This window comes from Staphylococcus simiae (assembly GCF_002902085.1).
Classification (GTDB): Bacteria; Bacillota; Bacilli; order Staphylococcales; family Staphylococcaceae; genus Staphylococcus; species Staphylococcus simiae.
The window spans coordinates 37,533-58,954 of sequence record NZ_PPQR01000022.1 but is presented as its reverse complement, the minus strand read 5'-3'; the positions used below and the strand labels follow the sequence as shown (position 1 = coordinate 58,954).

The 21,422-nt window shown below is 33.4% G+C and carries 17 protein-coding genes and 1 pseudogene; 10 read left to right on the top strand and 8 right to left on the bottom strand.

The window, feature by feature from the left end; genetic code table 11:
- Positions 1–16: 16 nt before the first annotated feature.
- Complete coding sequence (locus tag CD113_RS03715) at positions 17–823, top strand: Cof-type HAD-IIB family hydrolase (RefSeq protein ID WP_002461581.1); 807 nt, start codon at positions 17–19, stop codon at positions 821–823.
- A gap of 360 nt (positions 824–1,183) precedes the next feature.
- On the opposite strand, the gene CD113_RS03710 is transcribed toward CD113_RS03715, so the two are convergent.
- From CD113_RS03710 to CD113_RS03690, 5 genes are all read right to left on the bottom strand, one after another.
- Positions 1,184–1,939 carry a class I SAM-dependent methyltransferase gene (locus tag CD113_RS03710; protein WP_002461545.1) on the bottom strand — a complete coding sequence of 252 codons (756 nt, stop codon included), beginning with the start codon at positions 1,937–1,939 and terminating at the stop codon, positions 1,184–1,186.
- A gap of 156 nt (positions 1,940–2,095) precedes the next feature.
- A complete protein-coding gene (locus CD113_RS03705; protein WP_002461547.1) occupies positions 2,096–3,457 on the bottom strand; it encodes an amino acid permease in 1,362 nt (453 codons plus the stop codon).
- Between the two features lie 427 nt (positions 3,458–3,884).
- Positions 3,885–4,799 carry a ribokinase gene (gene rbsK, locus CD113_RS03700; protein ID WP_002461549.1) on the bottom strand — a complete coding sequence of 305 codons (915 nt, stop codon included), beginning with the start codon at positions 4,797–4,799 and terminating at the stop codon, positions 3,885–3,887.
- A gap of 189 nt (positions 4,800–4,988) precedes the next feature.
- Positions 4,989–6,203, bottom strand: a complete 1,215-nt coding sequence (locus CD113_RS03695; protein ID WP_002461550.1) for a pyridoxal-phosphate-dependent aminotransferase family protein — start codon at positions 6,201–6,203, stop codon at positions 4,989–4,991.
- A 255-nt stretch (positions 6,204–6,458) separates the two neighbouring features.
- A complete protein-coding gene (locus CD113_RS03690; protein WP_050801492.1) occupies positions 6,459–7,787 on the bottom strand; it encodes an MFS transporter in 1,329 nt (442 codons plus the stop codon).
- Positions 7,788–8,008: 221 nt separating this feature from the next.
- On the opposite strand from CD113_RS03690, the gene CD113_RS03685 reads away from it, so the two are divergent.
- The 4 genes from CD113_RS03685 to CD113_RS03670 all read left to right on the top strand — a co-directional run bounded on the left by CD113_RS03685 (position 8,009) and on the right by CD113_RS03670 (position 12,087).
- Positions 8,009–8,995, top strand: a complete 987-nt coding sequence (locus tag CD113_RS03685; RefSeq protein WP_002461552.1) for a choloylglycine hydrolase family protein — start codon at positions 8,009–8,011, stop codon at positions 8,993–8,995.
- Between the two features lie 125 nt (positions 8,996–9,120).
- On the top strand, positions 9,121–9,513 hold the full coding sequence (locus tag CD113_RS03680) for a hypothetical protein (protein ID WP_002461553.1): 393 nt from the start codon (positions 9,121–9,123) through the stop codon (positions 9,511–9,513).
- A 225-nt stretch (positions 9,514–9,738) separates the two neighbouring features.
- Entirely contained in the window at positions 9,739–10,800 is a 1,062-nt protein-coding gene (locus CD113_RS03675) for a WD40/YVTN/BNR-like repeat-containing protein (protein ID WP_002461554.1), read from the top strand.
- Positions 10,801–11,034: 234 nt separating this feature from the next.
- A complete protein-coding gene (locus CD113_RS03670; protein ID WP_002461555.1) occupies positions 11,035–12,087 on the top strand; it encodes a M23 family metallopeptidase in 1,053 nt (350 codons plus the stop codon).
- Positions 12,088–12,701: 614 nt separating this feature from the next.
- On the opposite strand, the gene CD113_RS03665 is transcribed toward CD113_RS03670, so the two are convergent.
- Together CD113_RS03665 and brnQ2 are read right to left on the bottom strand one after the other, a co-directional pair.
- Positions 12,702–13,520, bottom strand: a complete 819-nt coding sequence (locus CD113_RS03665) for a formate/nitrite transporter family protein (RefSeq protein ID WP_002464958.1) — start codon at positions 13,518–13,520, stop codon at positions 12,702–12,704.
- Between the two features lie 521 nt (positions 13,521–14,041).
- Positions 14,042–15,352, bottom strand: a complete 1,311-nt coding sequence (brnQ2, locus tag CD113_RS03660) for a branched-chain amino acid transport system II carrier protein BrnQ2 (protein ID WP_002464959.1) — start codon at positions 15,350–15,352, stop codon at positions 14,042–14,044.
- A gap of 305 nt (positions 15,353–15,657) precedes the next feature.
- On the opposite strand from brnQ2, the gene CD113_RS03650 reads away from it, so the two are divergent.
- The 4 genes from CD113_RS03650 (at position 15,658) to CD113_RS03635 (ending at position 19,741) form a co-directional block, all read left to right on the top strand.
- Positions 15,658–16,167 carry a YfiT family bacillithiol transferase gene (locus tag CD113_RS03650; RefSeq protein WP_002464960.1) on the top strand — a complete coding sequence of 170 codons (510 nt, stop codon included), beginning with the start codon at positions 15,658–15,660 and terminating at the stop codon, positions 16,165–16,167.
- Between the two features lie 345 nt (positions 16,168–16,512).
- A complete protein-coding gene (locus CD113_RS03645) occupies positions 16,513–17,406 on the top strand; it encodes a 5'-nucleotidase, lipoprotein e(P4) family (RefSeq protein WP_002464961.1) in 894 nt (297 codons plus the stop codon).
- A gap of 606 nt (positions 17,407–18,012) precedes the next feature.
- Entirely contained in the window at positions 18,013–19,062 is a 1,050-nt protein-coding gene (locus tag CD113_RS03640) for an ABC transporter permease (protein ID WP_002464643.1), read from the top strand.
- A gap of 13 nt (positions 19,063–19,075) precedes the next feature.
- Entirely contained in the window at positions 19,076–19,741 is a 666-nt protein-coding gene (locus CD113_RS03635; RefSeq protein WP_002464644.1) for an ABC transporter ATP-binding protein, read from the top strand.
- Between the two features lie 555 nt (positions 19,742–20,296).
- On the opposite strand, the pseudogene CD113_RS12860 reads toward CD113_RS03635, so the two are convergent.
- A pseudogene (locus tag CD113_RS12860) lies at positions 20,297–20,380 on the bottom strand (hypothetical protein); the annotation flags it as partial.
- Between CD113_RS12860 and CD113_RS03630 the strand changes: the two are divergent.
- Positions 20,343–21,329: a PTS sugar transporter subunit IIC gene (locus tag CD113_RS03630; RefSeq protein WP_231910059.1), complete on the top strand. Its 987-nt coding sequence runs from the start codon at positions 20,343–20,345 to the stop codon at positions 21,327–21,329. The pseudogene CD113_RS12860 and the gene CD113_RS03630 overlap by 38 nt on opposite strands.
- Positions 21,330–21,422: the final 93 nt, after the last annotated feature.

Genomic DNA, 21,422 nt, shown 5'->3' with positions numbered 1-21,422 from the left:
AGGAGTGTCATCGATAATGAAGTTAAAATTGGTTGTTACTGATATGGATGGAACATTTTTAAATCCACAAGGCGATATTCATCATGACGCATGTCAACAATTAAAAGCTAGATGTCAACGTAATGATATAACATTTGCTTTTTGTACGGGAAAACAATGTGAAAGAGTTGCTCGAATATTAGATGGTATAGAACAAGATACTTATATTGTTGGTGATAGTGCAACGCGTATTCAATATAATCATCAAACAATTTGGGCTGAAACATTTAACAAAGAATTAGGACTAGAATTAATTGAACGTTTACGTCATATTGATCCGCAACAAACGATCATTGTGTGTACTGATAAAAGAGCATATGTTCAGCGTGGTATCAGTGATGCCGAACAGAAAATCGTGCATGGCTCTTATGAAAATGTGGAATATATTGCTGATTATAGTGACATTAGTGAAGACTTTGTCAAAGTGACTGTACATGATGCTAACAAAGCGTGTATTGATAATGCCACTTATTTAAAAGACTTTGAAGATCGTTTATATATTGTGGCAGCTGATGCAGAGTGGATTGATATTGCCAAAAAAGGTGTGCATAAAGGTTCAACAATTGAACATTTGCAACAACGCTTAGGTGTAGATGCTAGTGAAACAATTGTCTTCGGTGATGGTTTGAATGATATTGAATTATTTAAGGTAGCTGATACAAGGGTTGCGATGGATAATGCATATCCGGAGTTAAAAGAACATGCTGATATAATTGCAAAATCAAATCAGCATAATGGTGTTATACACACGTTGAATACATTGTTAGATTTATATGAAGCATAAAGTGAAACTATAATAAAAAGGTTCTCTCCCCAATTGGACTGATACATAATTATTTTTTAAGCCTCGCTATGCCCAACTTGCATTGCATGAAAAAACTGGATAACCAGTTTTTCTGTGTTGGGTCCCTTCCTAGGGTGCTGTCTCAGCCTACCCCAACTTGCATGGTTTGTAGAAACTGATTCATCAGTTTCTTTGTGTTGGGGCCCCGGTCTTCGACTAGCACTGCTCCCTCAGGAGTTTCGGCTTCAAAACAATTTATATATTAAATTATTCATTTTTTATTTATCAGTCCTGAAAAATAGAGAACCAATAAAAAGGAGTTCTGGGACGAATAACGCGTCTCAGAACTCCTTATTTATATTATTTTTTAGCTGCAAAGACGATATAGTTCATATCTTTGCGCAATTTCGACATTGTTTTAAACATTGTAAAGAACATCGGTCTATTGTCTTTTTTTAGTGCATTTTTAATGATTTTAACAGTACCTAACAATCCTTCATCATAGATCATACCTTTAGGTGTCATTAATGACATAGGGCCATTATTAAATTTGATATTGTTAAAGCCTGCATTGTTATATAATGCTAACCAATCATTTTTAATTTGTGGTGACACATTTACATTGATTGCTGATGATAATTGCTCAATGATAGCGTCTTTTTTATCTTCATTGGTAATTACAATATCGTGTGTTAGCAATACACCACCAGGTTTTAATACTCGATAGTATTCAGCTAAAGCTTTTTCTTTAGCTTTGACAGGCAACATTGTTAACATTGCCTCGTTTAAGATAATATCAAACGAATTATCTTCAAATGGTAGTTGCATCGCATTTGCTTGTTGCACATCAATGAGATGCTCTAACTTAGCTTTAGAAATATTATTACGTGCTTTATTTAACGCTTTATTATTTAAATCTACCGCATCGATATGGCAACCATAAGTTTGAGCAAGGTAGATAGATGTAGTACACATATTACATGCTACTTCTAATACACGTTTTTGAGATGAAAAGTGACCTTGCTGAATGAGCCAATCAGTGGCCTTTTTACCACCTGGGCGTAATCTAGTCTTACCTAATTTAGCTAAAAATGTGTGTCCAGCTTCTTTCGACATAATGATATGCCTCCTTAATGATAATCATTATCACTAATATAGCATAAACACATACGAAAGCTAGGATATTTTGAAAATTACAATAACTTGTCACAAATTAATTTTAGAAATGAAACAAATTGAAGATTAATCAATCATGCTGTTATCTCAATGTAGTTAATTAAGTTGTAGTCTTTTTTTGTTTAAATGATAAGCGATGGTTAATCCAATATACCAAATAGGAGATAAAATAAGACCTATACGTGTATCAGCATTGAACATTAAGACGATAATGATAAAGATAAAGAAAGTGACAACTGCATAGGCAGAAACAATACCACCTGGTAATTTAAAAGTACTTGCAGCATGTAGTGCTTTATCTTTTTTCATATAACTAATATAAGCAATAACAATCAGTGACCATACAACGAGTGTAATTGAAGTTGCTACTGACGTAATGTAGACAAAGACTTGTTCGGCGTTTGGAATAATAAGGTTTAATAGAACTGTAATAGAGATTAAACCACATGTGACAAATAGGGCATTTTGCGGGATACCTCTACGTGACAATTGATGCATTGCTTCTGGCGCTTGTTTCTTATCACCTAAACCAAAGAGGACACGACTATTCGCAAAGATACCGCTATTAGCTGATGAAGCAGCTGCAGTCAAGACAACGAAATTAATTAACGTTGCTGCAAAGGGAATCCCTGCTAAAGCAAATAATCCTACAAATGGACTGTTGGCTGGGTTGATTTGATTCCAAGGTACGATCATCATAATCACTGCGAGTGCCCCTACATAAAAAATGATAATACGTAAAGGCACACTGTTAATTGCTCGTGGTAAAGATTTCTGTGGATCTTTAGTCTCACCAGCTGTAATACCGATAAATTCGATACCTGTAAAGGCAAATACTGCCATTTGGAATGACATTAAGAAACCAAGTGTACCATGAGGGAACATACCGCCATGTGAATATAAGTTACTAAAACTTGCTGTATTACCAGAAGGTGATTTAAATGCTAATAAGACCATGACAATTCCTACAACGATAAGTGCAATAATCGTTACTACCTTAATAAGTGAAAACCAAAATTCGAGTTCACCAAAGACCTTTGTACTAGTTAAATTAAGGGCTAAAAGTAATAATATGACTGAAAAACATGTTAACCATGCTGGAATATTGGGATTGAAATATTTTATGTATTGTGAAATAGCCGTAACATCAGCCATAACAGTAATGACCCAAGACATCCAATAAGACCAACCGACGATGAAACCAGCGAATGGACCTAAATATTCGTGTGCAATATCTGGAAATGATTTGAAATGAGTTCTAGCTAATAACATTTCACCCATAGCACGCATAAATAAAAATAAAAAGAACCCAACAATCATATAGGTGAATAAAATAGATGGACCTGCTTTTGAAATCGTGTTACCTGAACCAAAGAATAAACCCGTTCCAATTGCACCGCCGATTGCGATTAATTGAATATGTCTATTACTTAAATCTCTTTTTAATTCGTTTGTCATAAATGACATCTCCCCCTGTTGTTGAACTGACAATCGTCAGATTCAAGATTTAATTTAACCCTTTATACCACTAAAGTTACATTACACTAATTGTCTGAAAATTACAATAATTCACACGTAATTTTTTATATAAAAATTATAATAAAGTACGGAATATTTTTTAAAGTTGATAGTTTAAATATAGAAATATAAATGTAGTGTGAATTATAAAATAATGTTAGAACAGTTGAGGTGGGGAATAGAGTGTTTAATAAAAGTATGTTCTGATTTTTGTCTTATTGATTAAACGTAAATAGAAAGCATCTAAACGATCAGTCCAATTTGTTACAGAAACAAAAAAGAACATAGTGTGAGCAAAGGCTAACGTGATCATGTTAATCACAGTATAGCTTGCTTGAACTATGTTCTAATGGTGTCGTAACAGTAGTTAATTATTTGAGATATCACTAGCAAGTGGGATAGATGATTGTGCGCCAGATTTTTGGACAGTTAAAGCGCTCGCTTTATTCCCAAAATCTATCGCTTCTGCTAGATTATCCATCTCTTTAGTTAGCTTGCTGACAAAGGCACCGATAAATGTATCACCAGCAGCTGTAGTATCAATTGCTTTAACTTTATAAGCTTTAATCAGTTGATGGTCATGTTGCGTTGCAAAATAAGTACCTTGTTCACCCAGTGTAATCAAGACCGTCTTGATACCAAGAGATAAAAAGTAATTGGCATTATCAATCATAGATTGCTCATCAGTTACAGCTAAACCTGATAATACTTCAGCTTCAGTTTCATTAGGAATGATAATGTCGATTAATTTCAACAATGATTGTGGTAAATCTTTAGCTGGTGCCGGATTAAGTATAGTTGTGACACCGTGTTGCCTAGCAATTTCAAATGCTTTAGTAATCGCAGGAATTGGCACTTCTAATTGTGCAACGATAAAGTCTGCATTGATAATGGCATCTTGTGCTGTCATCACATCAGACTCATCGATAGTCATGTTAGCACCGCCATAGACATAAATCATATTTTGACCTTGTGAATCGACAGTAATAAATGCTTGACCTGTTTTTGTATCTTCAGATTCGAAGACATAGGACGTATCGATATTAGCCTTGTTAAAATCATCAAGCATAAAGTTGGCGATACCATCTTTACCAATTTTAGTGATAAAAGTGGTGTGTGAATTCATACGAGCAGTTGCAATAGCTTGGTTAGCACCTTTGCCACCACCATAGGGTTGCTGTGCTTCTTCAATATGCAACGTTTCACCAGGTTTAGCATATCGCTCAACAGTTAAAAATTGATCTACATTTGTTGAACCTAAAATAACAACATGATTGGTCATAAGACTTCGCTCCTTAGAATATCTTTAGTCATATCATAACATGTAAGCTTCTGTTGGTTGAATGTTAAGTGATTCATGGATAGGAGAAAAAGGATTGATAAAATAAAAGTACGTCATGAGGTTGGGGCTACGAAATAATTTGTTTTGAAACAATGATTTCTGACCCACTCCCATGACGTATTGAATTAATTAGTCATTATAATAATCGATTAATGTTTGCATCGCTTTTGCAGGATCCAAACCTTTTACACCTTGTTGTTGTAAGTACACTGAGAAAATAGATAAGAAAGATAATAAGTTTTGTTTATTCACTACATAACCCATTAGACCAATTCTCCAAATTTTACCAGTTAATTCACCAAATGATGCAGCAATCTCTACACCGAAATTGTGTAATAAACCATTTCTGAATTGAGCATCATCAATACCCTCAGGAATATTGACACAAATAACCATCTTCATTTCATTATCAGCATCTCCAAAGATAGATAAACCTAATGCTTCTAACGCACGTTTTAAACCTTCGTGATGATATTCATGACGTTCAGCTCGTGCATGAACACCTTCTTCAATTGCTAATCGCAAACCCGTATATAAACCATAAAGCATAGCTGTTGCTTCAGTGTGGTGATTTAAGCGTTTGCTACTCCAATAATCTTGTAATTGTGTTAAATCTAAATAGTTACTACGTATAAACGTATCATCTTCATTATCTTCATTTGTTGTAATACCTAATTCTACACGTTTACGCTTATTAATTTCTTCACTAAAACGATCATTAAAAGTAATCGGTGTAATGCCAGAAGGTACAGCTAAACATTTTTGTGCGCCACCAATAACGGCATCTAATTCCCAATCGTCAACAGGAATCACAGTGCCTAAATATGTAGCTACGGCATCGACAACGGAGAAAATGCCACGTTCTCTACATGCTTTACCTAATTGATCAATAGGTTGTAAACGGCCTGTAGACGTTTCACCGTGTACAATTGCTAGTACTTTTGGTTTAACTTCATCTAAAGCATCAATAATTTCTTGTTGTTCAAATACTTCGCCCATTGGCTTTTGAATGTTATGAACAATACCACCAGCTCGTGTAACTAATTCTGTGAATAAATAGCCAAAGCGACCAATGATAGGTACTAGTACGACATCTCCAGGTTTAACTATACTTGCAATCACAGCTTCCAAACCGGCGCGACTTGTACCGTCAATTGGGAATGACCATTGATTATGTGTTAGAAAAGATTCGCGGATTAATGACATTGTTTTGTTCATAATGTCAACGAATTCATAATCAAATTGTCCTAAAATAGTATTAGACATCGCTTGAGACACACGTGGGTCAACACTAACTGGACCAGGTGTCATAATTAATCGTTTACTAATTTGTAATTCTTCCATAAATTTTCGACCTCATTTTTTATATATTCACTCATCATACAGTATAAATGTTTATAAACAATAGATAATCGTGCAACTCAACAAATTTTAAAAGTATTTTTGTCTGAATATTACAAAAAAATATCCGCTACATGCTATATCTATTGCCATAATTAAAAAAGATACATCTATAGTTATAAACTGAATCGTAAAAAATAAACATAAAGCCGTGATATGTCACAATTTGTCACATATCACGGCATTAAAATATTTAAATTAGGCTTTAACATTTTTAGGGATAAGGAAGAAAGCAGATAATGAACCAATCGCCATCATGATAATCGTCACTATAAATGATATGGTAGCTGCAGTACTAGATGCATAGTGTAATTGTAACGCTGCAAATACTGTCGTGTTTAATGCGATACCAAAGGCACCACCTAATGTACCACTCATTTTGTACATACCTGTCGCAAGACCAACTTTTTCTTCAGACATGCTAAAAATAGCAATCGTTAATCCGGGTGTAGCAACTAATCCGTTACCAATCGCACAGATAATGAAACCTACAACAACGGCAATCATATAATAAGAAGTTGGCAAGGTTGTCATCGTTATACCGATAATACCTAGTGCAGGGAACAATGGACCTAAGATCAACATCAACTTACCGCCAAATTTGAGTGTCGCTTTTTCTCCAAAGCGAATCATCAACATCGCCATAATCGCATATGGCAATGTAACATAACCTGCTTGTTCAGCTGTTAAATGCAGATGTGTTTGAGCATAAATATTAAATACTACTGTCGTACCTAAGCCACTATTTAACACAAAGTTATTAATGAAAGCGCCAATAAATGGACGATTACGAAAGACGCTAAAGTCAATAAATGGATGGTGCTTACCGCGTTCAATAAAGATAAATACTGCCACACTTAAAATGAAAACAATGGCACAAGTGATTGAAAATGTGCTAAACCAACCTTGTTCAAATCCTTGTGTCAGTAGTAAAGTGAAACTTCCTATTATAATACCGAATATAAACATTCCAATATAATCGAAAGGTGCACGATCCAAGTGTTTCGTAATTTGATCTTTACTACCTTTAAGTAACATCATTGCTATGCATGAAATGACGATACTAATAATAAAGTTAGTTTGCCAATTGAGACGAGTCGCTATAAAACCACCGATAACACCCGCTAGTCCGATACCGCCAACCGTACTTATCATTAAGTAGCTAATGGCACGTCTTAATTGTTGCCCTTTAAATTGATTATTTAACACACCAACTGTAGACGGTAAAAGAATGGCCGCTGATAAACCTTGTAACACACGACCAATAATTAACAATGTAGTTAAACCAGAGATAATTAATAATAATGACGCTAAAATATTTATCATTAATCCTATATAAGTCATACGTAATTGACCTATTTTATCAGCGATATCTCCTGCAGCAACCATGAAGATACCTGTAGCAAATGATGTTAAACTAATAGATAAATTTAATATACCTGGAGACGTATGATATGTTTGGCCGACTAAAGGACCTATATTAATGAAAGATTGTGCAAACAACCAATATGTAAGCGCTGATAGCATAATCGCTATAATGATATTTGATTGAGATCGTTGATACGTTTGTGACAAAACAATCACCTCTAAATTATTATTTTTACTAACATACCGTGTTATAGTAACTTCAAGATGCGCTACATAACACAATAACTAAATATATGATAGCATATAAATGAGAATTAATATCAATTAAAAAGTAGGGAAATACATTGTGATATACATTTGATGATAAAGGAGAAATAATTATGTGCACAGGGTATACAATAACAACGCAAAATGGACAAGTCATACTTGGTAGAACGATGGATTATGATTATCCACTGGATGGTTATCCAGCTGTTACACCTAGACATTATCATTGGACATCACGAACAGGTACAACAGGACAAACGAAGTATGGATTTATCGGTACTGGTAGTGATATGGAAGGATTTATCTACGGAGATGGTGTCAATGAGCACGGTGTTGCTTTATCAACACAATACTTCCGTGGTTTCAGTTCTTATGCGACTGAACATAAAGACCAAGCGATGAATATTACTCAAAATGAAATCGTAACATGGATCTTAGGTTACACAACGAGTATTGAAGATTTAAAACAACAAGCATCAACGATTAATGTTGTTGCGATTGTATTAAATGATATTGGAGAAGTACCACCGCTACACTATCATGTTTCAGATGCAACAGGTCAGTCCGTTGAAGTATCTTTTGATGAAGGTCGTGTCGTTGTGACAGATAACCCATTAGGCGTGTTAACTAATCATCCTGATTTAGCGTGGCACTATAATCATTTAAGACAGTATGCCAATATATCACCTTATACTGCTGACAACTTTAACTTTGACGGCGTAACGATAGAACATTTAGGTAATGAATCAGGGACATATGGACTGCCAGGTGGTTTTACGTCATCTGAACGCTTTGTACGTATGGCATTTTTGAAAGCTAATATTGATCAAACTAATGATCAAGCGTTAGATATTTTAAATGCTTTTAAATTATTGGATGCTGTAAGTATACCTAAAGGCATAGTGAGACCAGCTGATGCTGACAGTCATTATACGATGTATCAAACGGTATTAAATTTAACGCATCCTAGTGTGTATGTGAAATATTATAATAGTAATGCCATAACACAATTAATGTTAACGGAAGAGTTAATTAGTCGACAAGAAATGACAATTTATGATATTAAACCGCAAATGTCTATTCAACAGTTAAATGATTAAGCTAATAGCATGTTAATGACACTTAGCAGTAATTGTGTCATACATTGTTATAACCATGCGATAAGTGTAGTCTATAGGTAGTAAAGCGTTTTAAAAATCCGACTATAAAGAGAGGATGCCATAATATGCAATTAGACTTAAAAGAAGCGGAAATCTTAGATTATTTAAAGCAACAGTATCCACAAAAGACGTTTAGTAAAGGTAGACTGCTTATTGGGCAACATAAACGTGATGATTTAGAAATATTTTATTTTGGTGAAGATTTCTTAGTAGTCATCATGGTAGGATTTAAAAATTATGAAGTAAGAACGACAAATGAATTGGACTATCAAAAAATAAACCGCGTAGCACTCAAAGATGGTGTGCTTTATAGAAAAATGACCATAGAAACGAATGAAGAATTATTGCAATATGAAACATCTAAATTGTTGGAGTCAGATTTTCATAATAATAATTTTGAACAATTTATCAAAGGACAAAAAGAACGTGTCATATATGAACACGGCCAATTTTTATAATGTCAGGAATATATAGAGAATCGTACAAAGTATTCTATGCTTAATATAATACGATTGGCAGTAACTGTCTGGATTATAAAGTATTGATAAATCAACGTTTTATAATCCTAGTCAGTCTTGCCGGAGAGGAACAGAAATAATTTTTCATAAAACTATTTCTGTTCCTCTCCATTTTTGGGGTAAATATAGTCATAAAAAATACATAAGAGATTTGGAGATATTTAGATGAAAACATTTTATGCAGGATTAGAAAAAGAATTGTTAGTGATTACAGAAACAACACAAGGATATCAAGTAACGAGACACTTTAAAGGGACGAATCCAACAAGTATCGCTATAGACCCTAAAGATCATAATATCGTTTATTGTACGACATATGGTAATGGCTTATGGAAGAGTATAGATGCTGGTCAACACTTTGAAGCGATTGGACAAAGTAACTCATACTATACACCTAATTTTGGTAATGGAATTGCTTCTGCATATATGACAGCAGTTTATATAGATGACACTACGAATATATTATATGTTGGAACTGAACAAAGTGCTTTATATTATTCGCATGACGAAGGGCAAACATTTAAAGAGTTTGAAGCAATCCAATCATTACCATCTAAATCACGTTGGCAATTTCCACCGCGTCCTGAAACCCATCATGTTCAAGCAATCGCAGGAAGTTATGTTAATAATCAAATATTAAATGTTGCTATTGAATTCGGTGCAGTGATTAGAACGATAGATGGTGGTCATACTTGGCGAGATGATGAACAGCCGAGTCCGAGAGATATTCATACATTACGTAATCACCCTATGGTACCAGGTAGATTATATGCTGCTTGTGGTGATGGGATGTTAACTGCAGGACATTCTTATGCTGAAAGTCAAGACGATGGACAGACATGGACGTTCAAAAGTGATGGCATCAAGCATCGATATTTATACAGTTTAGCAGTTAATGCGCATAATCCTGAAGATATCATTGTATCAGCAGCACATAGTGCATATGAAGCGCATATGCCAACAAATAAAAAAGCTACAGTTTATCGTAAATTGCACAATGAAGCATGGCAATTGTGGAATGAAGGTTTACCATTTGAAGAAAGTTATATTCATAAATTGATAGCAGATCCAGATAAGGACGGTTTATTTTATGCATTAAATAATCATGGGTTATATCAACGACATAGTGATAACGAATCATGGCAACAATTAGAACTTAATTGGTTGGATGACTATAAAGATCAACATCCTAGTTTTTTAAAAGTTGTGACAACTAAAGATGAATAGAGGACAATAGTAGTAATTTGTAAAAGAATTGCTTAAAACTCTATCGATAATTCAAATATTACAAAATCAATAATAAAAGTAATGATAATGTAATGTTGGTAGAGTAATTTTACAGAAATATTAAAAGATTGATATTTTAACTAGATTTACTTTACTCATTTTTTTAAATACCTTAATATGTGTAGTACGATTTAGCTATAACTACGTATTACAATATTGGAGGATGTTTAATAAATGAAAAAATTAACAGCAGCAACAATCGCTACAATGGGATTCGCTACTTTTACTTTAGCACATCATGCTGATGCGGCTGAATTAAATAATAATGCCCAACAATCACAAGAAAGTACGACGCAATCAACGCAAACACAAGATGTCTCTTATGGGACTTATTATACAGTTGATAGTATGGGAAACTATCATCATACGCCAGACGGTAACTGGAACCAATCCATGTTCGATAATAAAGAATATGATTATACTTTAGTAGATGCACAAGGACATACACATTATTTCTATAATTGTTATCCAAATAGTGTAGCTTCTAACAATGCAACTCAACAAGCAACAACACATCACACATCTATTCAACCAGTAACAGCTGAAGATAATAATGACTACACAGCAAGTCAAAGTCATGAACAAATTGAAAAATATGGCTATAATCCAAATATGGGACCTGATGCAACATACCAACAAAATGGTTCACAATCAAACTACAGTGATGCATATAATCGTAACGATGGTACTGGTGTCGTAAATTATCCAAATGGTAGTTCAGGACAAGTAGTTTCAAATGCGAACACTAATGCATCATCTAATGCAAATGGTTCAGCAGCTACACCAAATGATAATCAAGGTACGACTAGCCATGCTACAGCACAAGGTCATGCATCTAATGCAAGCTGGTTAACTAGTCGTAGACAATTACAGCCATTTGGTCACTATCATGGCGGTGGTGCTCATTACGGTATAGACTTTGATGTACCTGCGAATTCACCAGTTTACTCATTAACTGATGGTACAATTGTACAAGCAGGATGGAGTAACTATGGTGGTGGTAACCAAGTGACAATCCGTGAAGCAAACAGTAACAACTATCAATGGTATATGCATAATAATAGCGTTACTGTAAAAGCAGGAGATAAAGTGAAAGCTGGAGATCAAATTGCTGTTTCTGGTAGCACTGGTAACTCAACTGGCCCACACGTTCATTTCCAACGTATGTCAGGTGGTATCGGTAACCAATACGCAGTCGATCCAACTTCATATTTACAAAGTAGATAAGATATAACAAATCCCAAACACACAGACGTTGATAAAACGTTTAAGTGTTTGGGATTTTTTATAGAACCTTGAAGTATGATATTAGCTAGTAAAGAAGGAGCCTGGAACAAAATGTATTTTACACTTAAAAATTTAAGCATTTGGCAGTAACTGTCTGGTTTTCAAAACGTTGATTTATCCCATTTTGAAAACCTAGTCAGTCTTGCCGGGGTGGAAGGGACCCAACACAAAAAACTGGTTATCTGAAATAGGTTTACAGTTTATTAATACATAATAAACTGCATAAGATTTTCTAGCTATCAAGATAGCAGAAACTCTAACATGCAATGCAGGGACCCAACACAGAAAAACTGGTTATCCAGTTTTTTCATGCCATGCAAGTTGGGCAAGGGACCCGTCATAGAAAAATTTTAAAAATAAAATTTTTTCTTATATGTGCAAGACGGGCATAGTTGGGCAAGGGAGCCGTCATCAAAAATCCATGTGTGGATTTTATATTAATGTGCAAGACGGGCATCTACGAAATGAATTTTATATAAAATTTATTTCTGTACCACTTCCATCTACTAAGTCATATGATTAACAGAGTAGACAATGATGGTATGAGCTTACTTTTAATCAATAAATTGTTTATGATCGTTTAAATAAGCATAAAATAGACCGATAATTAAGCCTCCGCCAATATAGTTACCAATAAAGGCAGCAACGATGTTTGAAATGGCTGGAATAAAATGTAATGTATCTACTTGATAAATAAGTCCACCCATAAATAGGCAACTATTGTAAACGACGTGCTCATAGCCCATAAAGGCAAAGATAGTGACACCAAACATCATGACAAACATCTTAGCTAAGACATCATCAATTTGCATCGCAATAACTAATGAAATATTAATGAAAAAGTTAGCAAATATTGCTTTTACTAGAATACTTAAAAATCCTGTAGATAATGTTTTATGTTCTATAACGGATGATAATTGAGAAAGCATTTCTGGTGTCATAACATTAGAAAAGCGCATAAAACTAAATAGAATTAAAGCACCTAATATATTCCCAGCAAAACATAATAAGAAAATTTTTAATACTCTTGTTGGTTTAATAACTTTGTAGTATAGCCCAACAGTGAAATACATAAAATTGCTGGTCAGTAATTCAGAATTGGTAAATAATATGAGTACCAAGGCAAAACTAAATGTAATTGAACCAGCCATATTTACTATACCAGCAGGTAAATCAGGTTCATGTGTTGCTTTAACAGATAATACGAAAACAGTAATAATACCAATGATGAATCCTGCCATCATGGCACGTAATAAATAACGTTTGAAATAAACATTTTGTAATATATCTTTAGTCTTAATAGTTTCAACAACACTATTAACCCACTCATCACCGTAAAATATTTTATCCCATTTTATTGGTTTATCTTTCAATGTTAGTTCCTCACTTTTCATTTAATATAGAGAGTATACTATGAAAAGATCATTTTGTGAATGTTTTCACAAAATATTTTTTGAAAAACATTCTTTGTAAAATTAGCAAAGATTATATTTTGAAAATGATTGAGTATTGTTAATAATTTATAAGCATTGAAATTCAATGATATTACCTATAAAAAAGGGTTCTCTTCCAAATGGGACTGATACATAATTATTTTTTTAAGCCTCTCACCCCAGCTTGCATATTATAGTAAAAATTCTGTTAACAGAATTTTTCTTTGCTGGGGCCCGGTCCCTCAGGAGTCTTGGCTTCAAAATAATTTATATTTTAAATTATTCACTTTTTATTTATCAATCCTGAAAAATAGAGAACCTAAAAAAGATGAGACATTAAATATGTCTCACCTTAAAGATTGTTATGCATTGTAGATTGGAACGTATTGCTGTGCTATATCGCAATCAATATGAACTGTATTTTTATTAGCAAACAGCTCAGAATCGAACTTACATAATTATTACGATGCTGTCCTATTAGGTTGACGTTTGATAGCAAAGTCAATAATTAAGCCAATAATCGTAAATAGGATAAAAGGTATTAACCAAGCTAAATCGATACTAGCTAGCGGTAAGGCTTTAAACCAATTTAAGACAAAGCCATGTAGTAAGTTAAAGCTATTTAAAATTTGTAAGATTGAAATCACTAGCGTAACAATTGTTGCTAAACGATATGCCCAACTAAATCTGAATGAGCTGAACATATTAATAAATGAAATTAAGACAAGAACAATTGATACTGGATATATTAAGGTTAATAATGGTACAGCAATACTTAAGATCATTTTTAAGCCTAATGTTGTAAATAAGAAACCAATAATTGAAAAGACTAAAGCAAATGATTTATACGAAAATTTGTTGACATGTTTTTTAGTGAACGTAGCACAGGCATTGACTAAACCAATACACGTCGTTAAGCATGCCAGTATAACAGTTAACGCAAAGACGATATCGCCAAATGAACCAAAGACACGTAATGAGTTGTAAGTTAAAATATCTGTGCCGTCTTTATAATTGCCAGGTGCTGTAGATGCACCAACATAAGCTAAAGCAAAATAGATAACGCCAAGTAATAGAGCTGAAATTAACCCTGATAAACAGACATATTTTAATATTTTTAAACGGTCAGTCATACCTTTAAATTTATAGCCGTTCACAATGACTACTGAAAAGGCTAATGCAGCAACTAAATCCATTGTAAAGTAACCTTCTAAACTACCTGAAACGAATGGATGTGCCACATACTTGTCATGTGGTGCGCCTAATGCTGATTCCGGATTGATAATGACTGCAATACTTAATAAAGCTACCATTAATAATAATAGTGGTGTTAATAGTTTTCCTAAATTATCAACAATTTTTGATGGATTTAAACTGATCCAATAAACAATCGCAAAAAAGATTGCAGCAAAGATAACTAAAGTCCATTGGTTATGTATCGGTAAGATGTTTCTAGTACCAATTTCATAAGCAACGTTGGCTGCCCTTGGAATACCATAGAATGCACCGATAGACATATAAATGACGACAGCAAAGCCAAAGCCAAACCACGGATGGATTCTATTTCCTACACTTTCAACACCTTCATCATAATAAGCTACTACAATTACAGTTATAAAGGGGAGCAATATACCCGTAAGTGCAAAACCTAGCATGCTAATCCACATATTTTCGCCAGCAGTATGACCTAGCATAGGTGGGAATATTAGATTTCCGGCACCAAAAAATAATGAAAATAACATGAGTCCTGAAATAATAACTTGTTTTTTCATTGTCATTTCCTTCCTAGTTGTATGTATTCATAATAATTTAAAAAATCTGAAAAATAAGACGATAATCAATTTTCAAACGATAACAATTTGATTTTATTAGTAAACAATGAATATTGCAATAGTAATACATTATTAAAAATGAATATTAACTCATAATGAGTTGATTTGTCACTGAATTATATTATAAAAATGATTTGTTTTAAGTTGTGATGAATGACAAGGAAGATAATGCAGTTAGCAACGAATTGAATTAGAACTTATAAAGTTATAAGATAATGTTAAATATGAATAAGGGGGAGAATGACATGGACGTAAGATTTCCTATAGGCCAATTACAAGTTCCGCAAACAATTACAGAGGATCATTTGCGACAATGGTCACAAGATATTGAAGAATATACTAAACGATTACAACATTCTGTTGACAATATAAAGGAAAGTCAACTTCAGTCAACATATAGACAAGGGGCATGGACAGTGCAACAGCTTGTTCATCATATTGCAGATTCACAATTAAATATGTATCAAAGATTGAAATTAGCTTTAACTGATGATAATCCAGAAATACCACCATTTGATCAAAATCAATGGGTATTAATGGAAGATAATGATTTACCAATATATATATCAATTCAGTTATTAGGGGCGTTGAATCAAAGAATTGTTGCAGTGATTAAAGATATTGATTTAGCACAACTTGATCGTACATTTAAGTTAAAAGATGAAGGTACAGTAACAGTTGGGGAAACCATTGCTAAATTATCATGGCATGAAAATCATCATTTAGCACATATTAATATTGCTTTAGATCAGTAAAAAGTGCTTAAAAGAGTTAGACACAAATCGCACTATAATTAACTTTAAGATATTAGTAGCAACTGTTGTGTTTTAATATACATGTTTTGAAATACTACTCACCCTTACTAGTGTCATATGACCTGTCATTAAATATATAATTTTGGTTTTTAATTAGTTCCTGCAGTTGTGTCTTTATAAAATAAAGCGAAAAAATTATTTTTATTGTACTTCTAAAAGACCTAATGTTTAATGATCAAAGAAAATAACATAATACAAACTATTGTTAAAGTAAAAATTGCATAAGATGTTCAATTTCATTTATAATTTTAATTGTATTTTATAATTCTTAGATGAGGTGATTCGATGACTAAATTAACAAAATCAGTTGCGGCAATCGGTTTATCTGTAGCTGTCACAATGTCAGCGCCTATCGCGACACATTCAACGGCATTGGCCAAAAGTTCCGATGACATAGAACAAACGCAACAGACAAAACAAACTACATCCACAGAACAAGTTAACTTAGGTAAAGAAAATACGATGGCAGTTGCTTGGTATCAAAACTCTGCTGAAGCTAAAGCATTATATTTACAAGGATATAATAGTGCTAAAGTTCAACTTGATAAAGAAATTAAAAAGAATAAAGGCAAACATAAATTAGCAATTGCATTAGATTTGGATGAAACAGTATTAGACAACTCACCATTCCAAGGCTATGCATCAGTACATAACAAAGCTTTTCCAGCAGGATGGCATGAATGGGTTCAATCTGCTCAAGCTAAACCTGTTTATGGTGCGAAAGAGTTCTTAAAATATGCCGATGATAAAGGTGTAGATATTTATTACATATCAGACAGAGATAAAGATAAAGACTTAAAAGCGACACAACGTAACTTGAAAAAAGAAGATATTCCTCAAGCTAAAAAAAGTCATATTTTACTAAAAGGTAAAGATGATAAGAGTAAAGAACCTCGTAGACAGCAAGTTGAGAAACATCATAAACTTGTGATGTTATTTGGTGATAACTTATTAGATTTCACGGATCCTAAAGAAGCAACAGCACAATCTCGTGAAGACTTGATTAACAAACATAAAGATGATTTCGGTAAAAAATACATTATTTTCCCTAATCCAATGTACGGTAGTTGGGAATCTACAATTTATAACAATAATAGTAAACTAACAGACCAACAAAAAGATAAATTGAGAACACAATCAATTAAGCAATTTGATCCAGAAACTGGTAAAGTTAAATAATCATCATCGATAATGTAAATATGAGCCTCTTACAACATATTAAAGTAAGAGGCTTTTAATTGTGTCTGAATATGTCAATTTTAGGTTCTCTATTTTTTTGGACTGATAAATAGAAAGTGAATAATTTAAAACGAAAATTAATTTGAAGCCGAGACTCCTGAGGGACCGGGCCCCAACATAGAAAAATTCTATAAATAGAATTTTTACTGTAATGTGCAAGTTGGGGAAGCAGTGCTAGTCGAAGACCCGGGCCCCAACACAAAGAAACTGATGAATCAGTTTCTACAAACCATGCCAGTTGGGGAGGCTGAGACAGCACCCTAGGAAGGGACCCAACACAGAAAAACTGGTTATCCAGTTTTTTCATGCAATGCAGGTTGGGCATAGCGAGGCTTAAAAAATAATTGTGTTTCAGGCTAATTTGTTAAAGACCCCAATTTTATGATGACAAATATAACAAATGTTCATGAAACCTTTAAAATAATATAACTTTGGGTATAATGAGACAGAACAAAGAACCAAGCAACTGCAATTGTTATTTCTATGTGAGAATTAAGAAGCGTTATAGCAATCGTAAAATGATACTTATAAAAAGGAGAGACCTACATGTTTTTAGCTTGGAATGAAATTCGGCATAATAAATTAAAATTTGGACTTATTATTGGTGTCTTAACAATGATTAGTTACTTATTATTTCTATTATCAGGACTAGCCAATGGTTTGATTAATATGAATAAAGAAGGTATCGATAAATGGGATGCTGATGCCATTGTCTTAAATAAAGACGCTAACCAAACTGTACAGCAGTCAATTTTTAACAGTAAAGATGTTAAAGATAAATATCAGCAACAAACACCTCTAAAACAAACAGGAGAAATTATTTCTAATGGACATCAAGAAGAAAATGTCTTGGTATTTGGGGTGACAGCTAAGTCATTCTTAGTACCTAAGTTAATTGAAGGTCATAAAGCAACTAACACGAATGATGTTGTTGCAGATCAAACACTTAAAGACAAAGGATTTAAAGTAGGAGATAAATTAACGTTGTCTCAGTCAGATGAAACGCTACATATTGTAGGCTTTTCAGAAAGTGCTAAATATAATGCATCTCCAGTTATTTTCACTAATAATGATACTATTCAAAAAATTAATCCAATGTTAGCTAAAGATAAAGTCAATGCAGTTGTTGTACGTGACAAACATTGGAAAGATAAAACGTTAAATCATAATTTAGAAGCAGTGAGTATTAATGATTTTATTGAAAATTTACCTGGTTATAAACCTCAAAATTTAACGCTTAACTTTATGATATCATTCTTGTTTGTGATTTCAGCAACTGTCATTGGTATCTTTTTATACGTCATTACATTACAAAAAACGAGTTTATTTGGTATTTTGAAAGCTCAGGGATTTACGAATGGTTATTTAGCCAAAGTGGTATTATCACAAACCGTCATTTTAGCAGTATTTGGTACAATAATTGGTCTTATCTTAACTGCGATAACTGGTGCATTTTTACCTGATGCAGTACCTGTCAAATTTGATGTCATGACACTTGTTATTTTTGCACTTGTGTTAATCGTCGTATCAATGATAGGCAGTTTATTCTCAGTGTTAACTATAAGAAAAATAGATCCATTAAAAGCTATAGGATAGGAGGGACTAAGGTATGTTGCAATTTGAAGATGTGACAAAATCTTTTAAAGATGGTAACAAAACAATTGAAGCGGTTAAATCAACAAACTTTAATATTGATGAAGGTGACATCGTTGCGTTAGTTGGTCCATCAGGTTCAGGTAAAAGTACCTTTCTAACTATGGCGGGGGCTTTACAAACACCGACAACTGGACGTATTTTGATTAATCAACAAGATATTACAACAATGCGTCAAAAGCAGTTGGCCAAAGTGAGAATGTCTGATATTGGCTTTATTTTACAAGCGACGAATTTAGTACCATTTTTAACTGTTAAACAGCAATTTACATTACTAAAGAAAAAGAAGAAAAATGTTATGAATGATGAAGACTATCATCAGTTAATGACACAACTAGGCTTAGTAGAATTGGGGAATAAATTACCATCTGAATTATCAGGTGGTCAAAGACAGCGTGTGGCAATTGCTAAAGCACTTTATACTAATCCATCAATTATCTTAGCAGATGAACCAACGGCATCATTAGATACTGAAAATGCGATTGAAGTTGTTAAAATTTTACGAGATCAAGCTAAAAAGAGAAATAAAGCGTGTATTATTGTGACACATGATGAACGATTAAAGAAATATTGTGATAAGTCTTACCATATGCAAGATGGTCAATTACAATTAGAACAATAACAAGTCGAAGATAAGACAGAAACTACTGTGACAAGTTGTTTCTGTCTTTTTTGATGGTTCTCTATTTTTCAGGACTGATAAATAAAAAGTGAATAATTTAAAAAATAATTATGTACCAGTCCAATTTGGGAGAAACCCTTTTTGATGTGTAAATTTAACGAATATTGTTAATTTACATATAAATAAATATAAAATTATCAGAAATTTTAAAATATTCCGTGAAACATAATAAATTTTGTAGTAAAATAACGCCTAAGAGTTTTTGAAATAAAGAAAGTCAGTGACAAAAAGGATTCTATAGTTGGTATGATGATGCGATGGGCAGTAACAATCTATTGCTAAAGTGATTTTTTATTAACCTAGACAGTTTTGTTGAATTGATGTGACAGAATAAATTTTGAAAAAATATTTTTGTTACACGCCTAAGTAATGAATGACACATCTTTCAAAAACTCATTGCACAATTGTATATTTTCATGGTGATACAACATTGAAAATTGTATGTACTATTCATGTATAACATGGAATATACAAAATAATATAAAGGAGACCGTATATGGATTTATTAATAGGTACATTGTTTTTGTTTTTAGTCTTAGTTATTTTTACGTTATTTACATATAAAGCGCCCAATGGTATGCGAGCGATGGGTGCTTTAGCGAATGCTGCAATTGCAACTTTTTTAGTAGAGGCATTTAATAAATACGTTGGTGGAGAAGTCTTTGGTATCAAATTTTTAGCAGACTTAGGGGATGCTGCCGGGGGTCTTGGCGGTGTTGCTGCAGCAGGTTTAACTGCGCTTGCCATAGGTGTTTCACCAGTATATGCCTTAGTCATTGCAGCCTCTTGTGGTGGTCTCGATTTATTACCAGGATTCTTTGCAGGTTATATTGTCGGTTACATTATGAAGTATAGTGAAAAATATGTACCAGATGGTGTTGATTTAATTGGTTCAATCGTACTGCTAGCACCATTAGCACGATTAATAGCAGTATTATTGACGCCTGTTGTTAATAACACTTTAATTCGTATTGGTGATATTATTCAAAGTAGTACAGATACGAACCCGATTATCATGGGTATTATTTTAGGTGGTATCATTACCGTTGTAGGTACAGCGCCATTAAGTTCAATGGCGTTGACCGCGTTACTTGGATTAACGGGTATTCCAATGGCAGTTGGTTCAATGGCAGCATTTAGTTCTGCTTTTATGAATGGTACATTATTCCACAGATTAAAATTAGGAGATCGTAAATCAACTATTTCAGTAAGTATTGAACCATTGTCGCAAGCAGATATTGTATCTGCAAATCCTATACCTATCTACATTACTAACTTCTTCGGAGGTGCGATTGCCGGTTTAATTATTGCGTTATCCGGATTAATAAATGATGCAACAGGTACAGCTACGCCGATTGCTGGCTTCTTAGTCATGTTTGGCTTTAATAACCCAACAACGATTGTTCTTTATGGTATTGCAATGGCAGTTGTTGGTACATTGTCAGGCTATATTGGCTCACTAGCCTTTAAAAATTATCCAATTGTGACTAAACAAGATATGATTAACCGTGGTGCTGCAGATGCATAAAATAACATAATCAAGTCATTAAGAATAACGTAGACTGTTGAATTGTTAGAATGACAATTTAACAGTCTTTTTGGTTTGAAATTTAAAATGGGG

What these genes read in the sequence shown, in the direction of transcription:
- CD113_RS03690 (WP_050801492.1), bottom strand. Translation starts at nt 7,787, where the DNA reads ATGCTATCAGCGCTTACATATTGGTTGTTTGCACAATCTTTCATTAAT.
- brnQ2 (WP_002464959.1), bottom strand. Translation starts at nt 15,352, where the DNA reads ATGAAAAAACAAGTTATTATTTCAGGACTCATGTTATTTTCATTATTT.
- CD113_RS03715 (WP_002461581.1), top strand. Translation starts at nt 17, where the DNA reads ATGAAGTTAAAATTGGTTGTTACTGATATGGATGGAACATTTTTAAAT.
- rbsK (WP_002461549.1), bottom strand. Translation starts at nt 4,799, where the DNA reads ATGACCAATCATGTTGTTATTTTAGGTTCAACAAATGTAGATCAATTT.
- CD113_RS03670 (WP_002461555.1), top strand. Translation starts at nt 11,035, where the DNA reads ATGAAAAAATTAACAGCAGCAACAATCGCTACAATGGGATTCGCTACT.
- CD113_RS03640 (WP_002464643.1), top strand. Translation starts at nt 18,013, where the DNA reads ATGTTTTTAGCTTGGAATGAAATTCGGCATAATAAATTAAAATTTGGA.
- CD113_RS03635 (WP_002464644.1), top strand. Translation starts at nt 19,076, where the DNA reads ATGTTGCAATTTGAAGATGTGACAAAATCTTTTAAAGATGGTAACAAA.
- CD113_RS03650 (WP_002464960.1), top strand. Translation starts at nt 15,658, where the DNA reads ATGGACGTAAGATTTCCTATAGGCCAATTACAAGTTCCGCAAACAATT.
- CD113_RS03645 (WP_002464961.1), top strand. Translation starts at nt 16,513, where the DNA reads ATGACTAAATTAACAAAATCAGTTGCGGCAATCGGTTTATCTGTAGCT.
- CD113_RS03680 (WP_002461553.1), top strand. Translation starts at nt 9,121, where the DNA reads ATGCAATTAGACTTAAAAGAAGCGGAAATCTTAGATTATTTAAAGCAA.
- CD113_RS03675 (WP_002461554.1), top strand. Translation starts at nt 9,739, where the DNA reads ATGAAAACATTTTATGCAGGATTAGAAAAAGAATTGTTAGTGATTACA.
- CD113_RS03710 (WP_002461545.1), bottom strand. Translation starts at nt 1,939, where the DNA reads ATGTCGAAAGAAGCTGGACACACATTTTTAGCTAAATTAGGTAAGACT.
- CD113_RS03705 (WP_002461547.1), bottom strand. Translation starts at nt 3,457, where the DNA reads ATGACAAACGAATTAAAAAGAGATTTAAGTAATAGACATATTCAATTA.
- CD113_RS03695 (WP_002461550.1), bottom strand. Translation starts at nt 6,203, where the DNA reads ATGGAAGAATTACAAATTAGTAAACGATTAATTATGACACCTGGTCCA.
- CD113_RS03685 (WP_002461552.1), top strand. Translation starts at nt 8,009, where the DNA reads ATGTGCACAGGGTATACAATAACAACGCAAAATGGACAAGTCATACTT.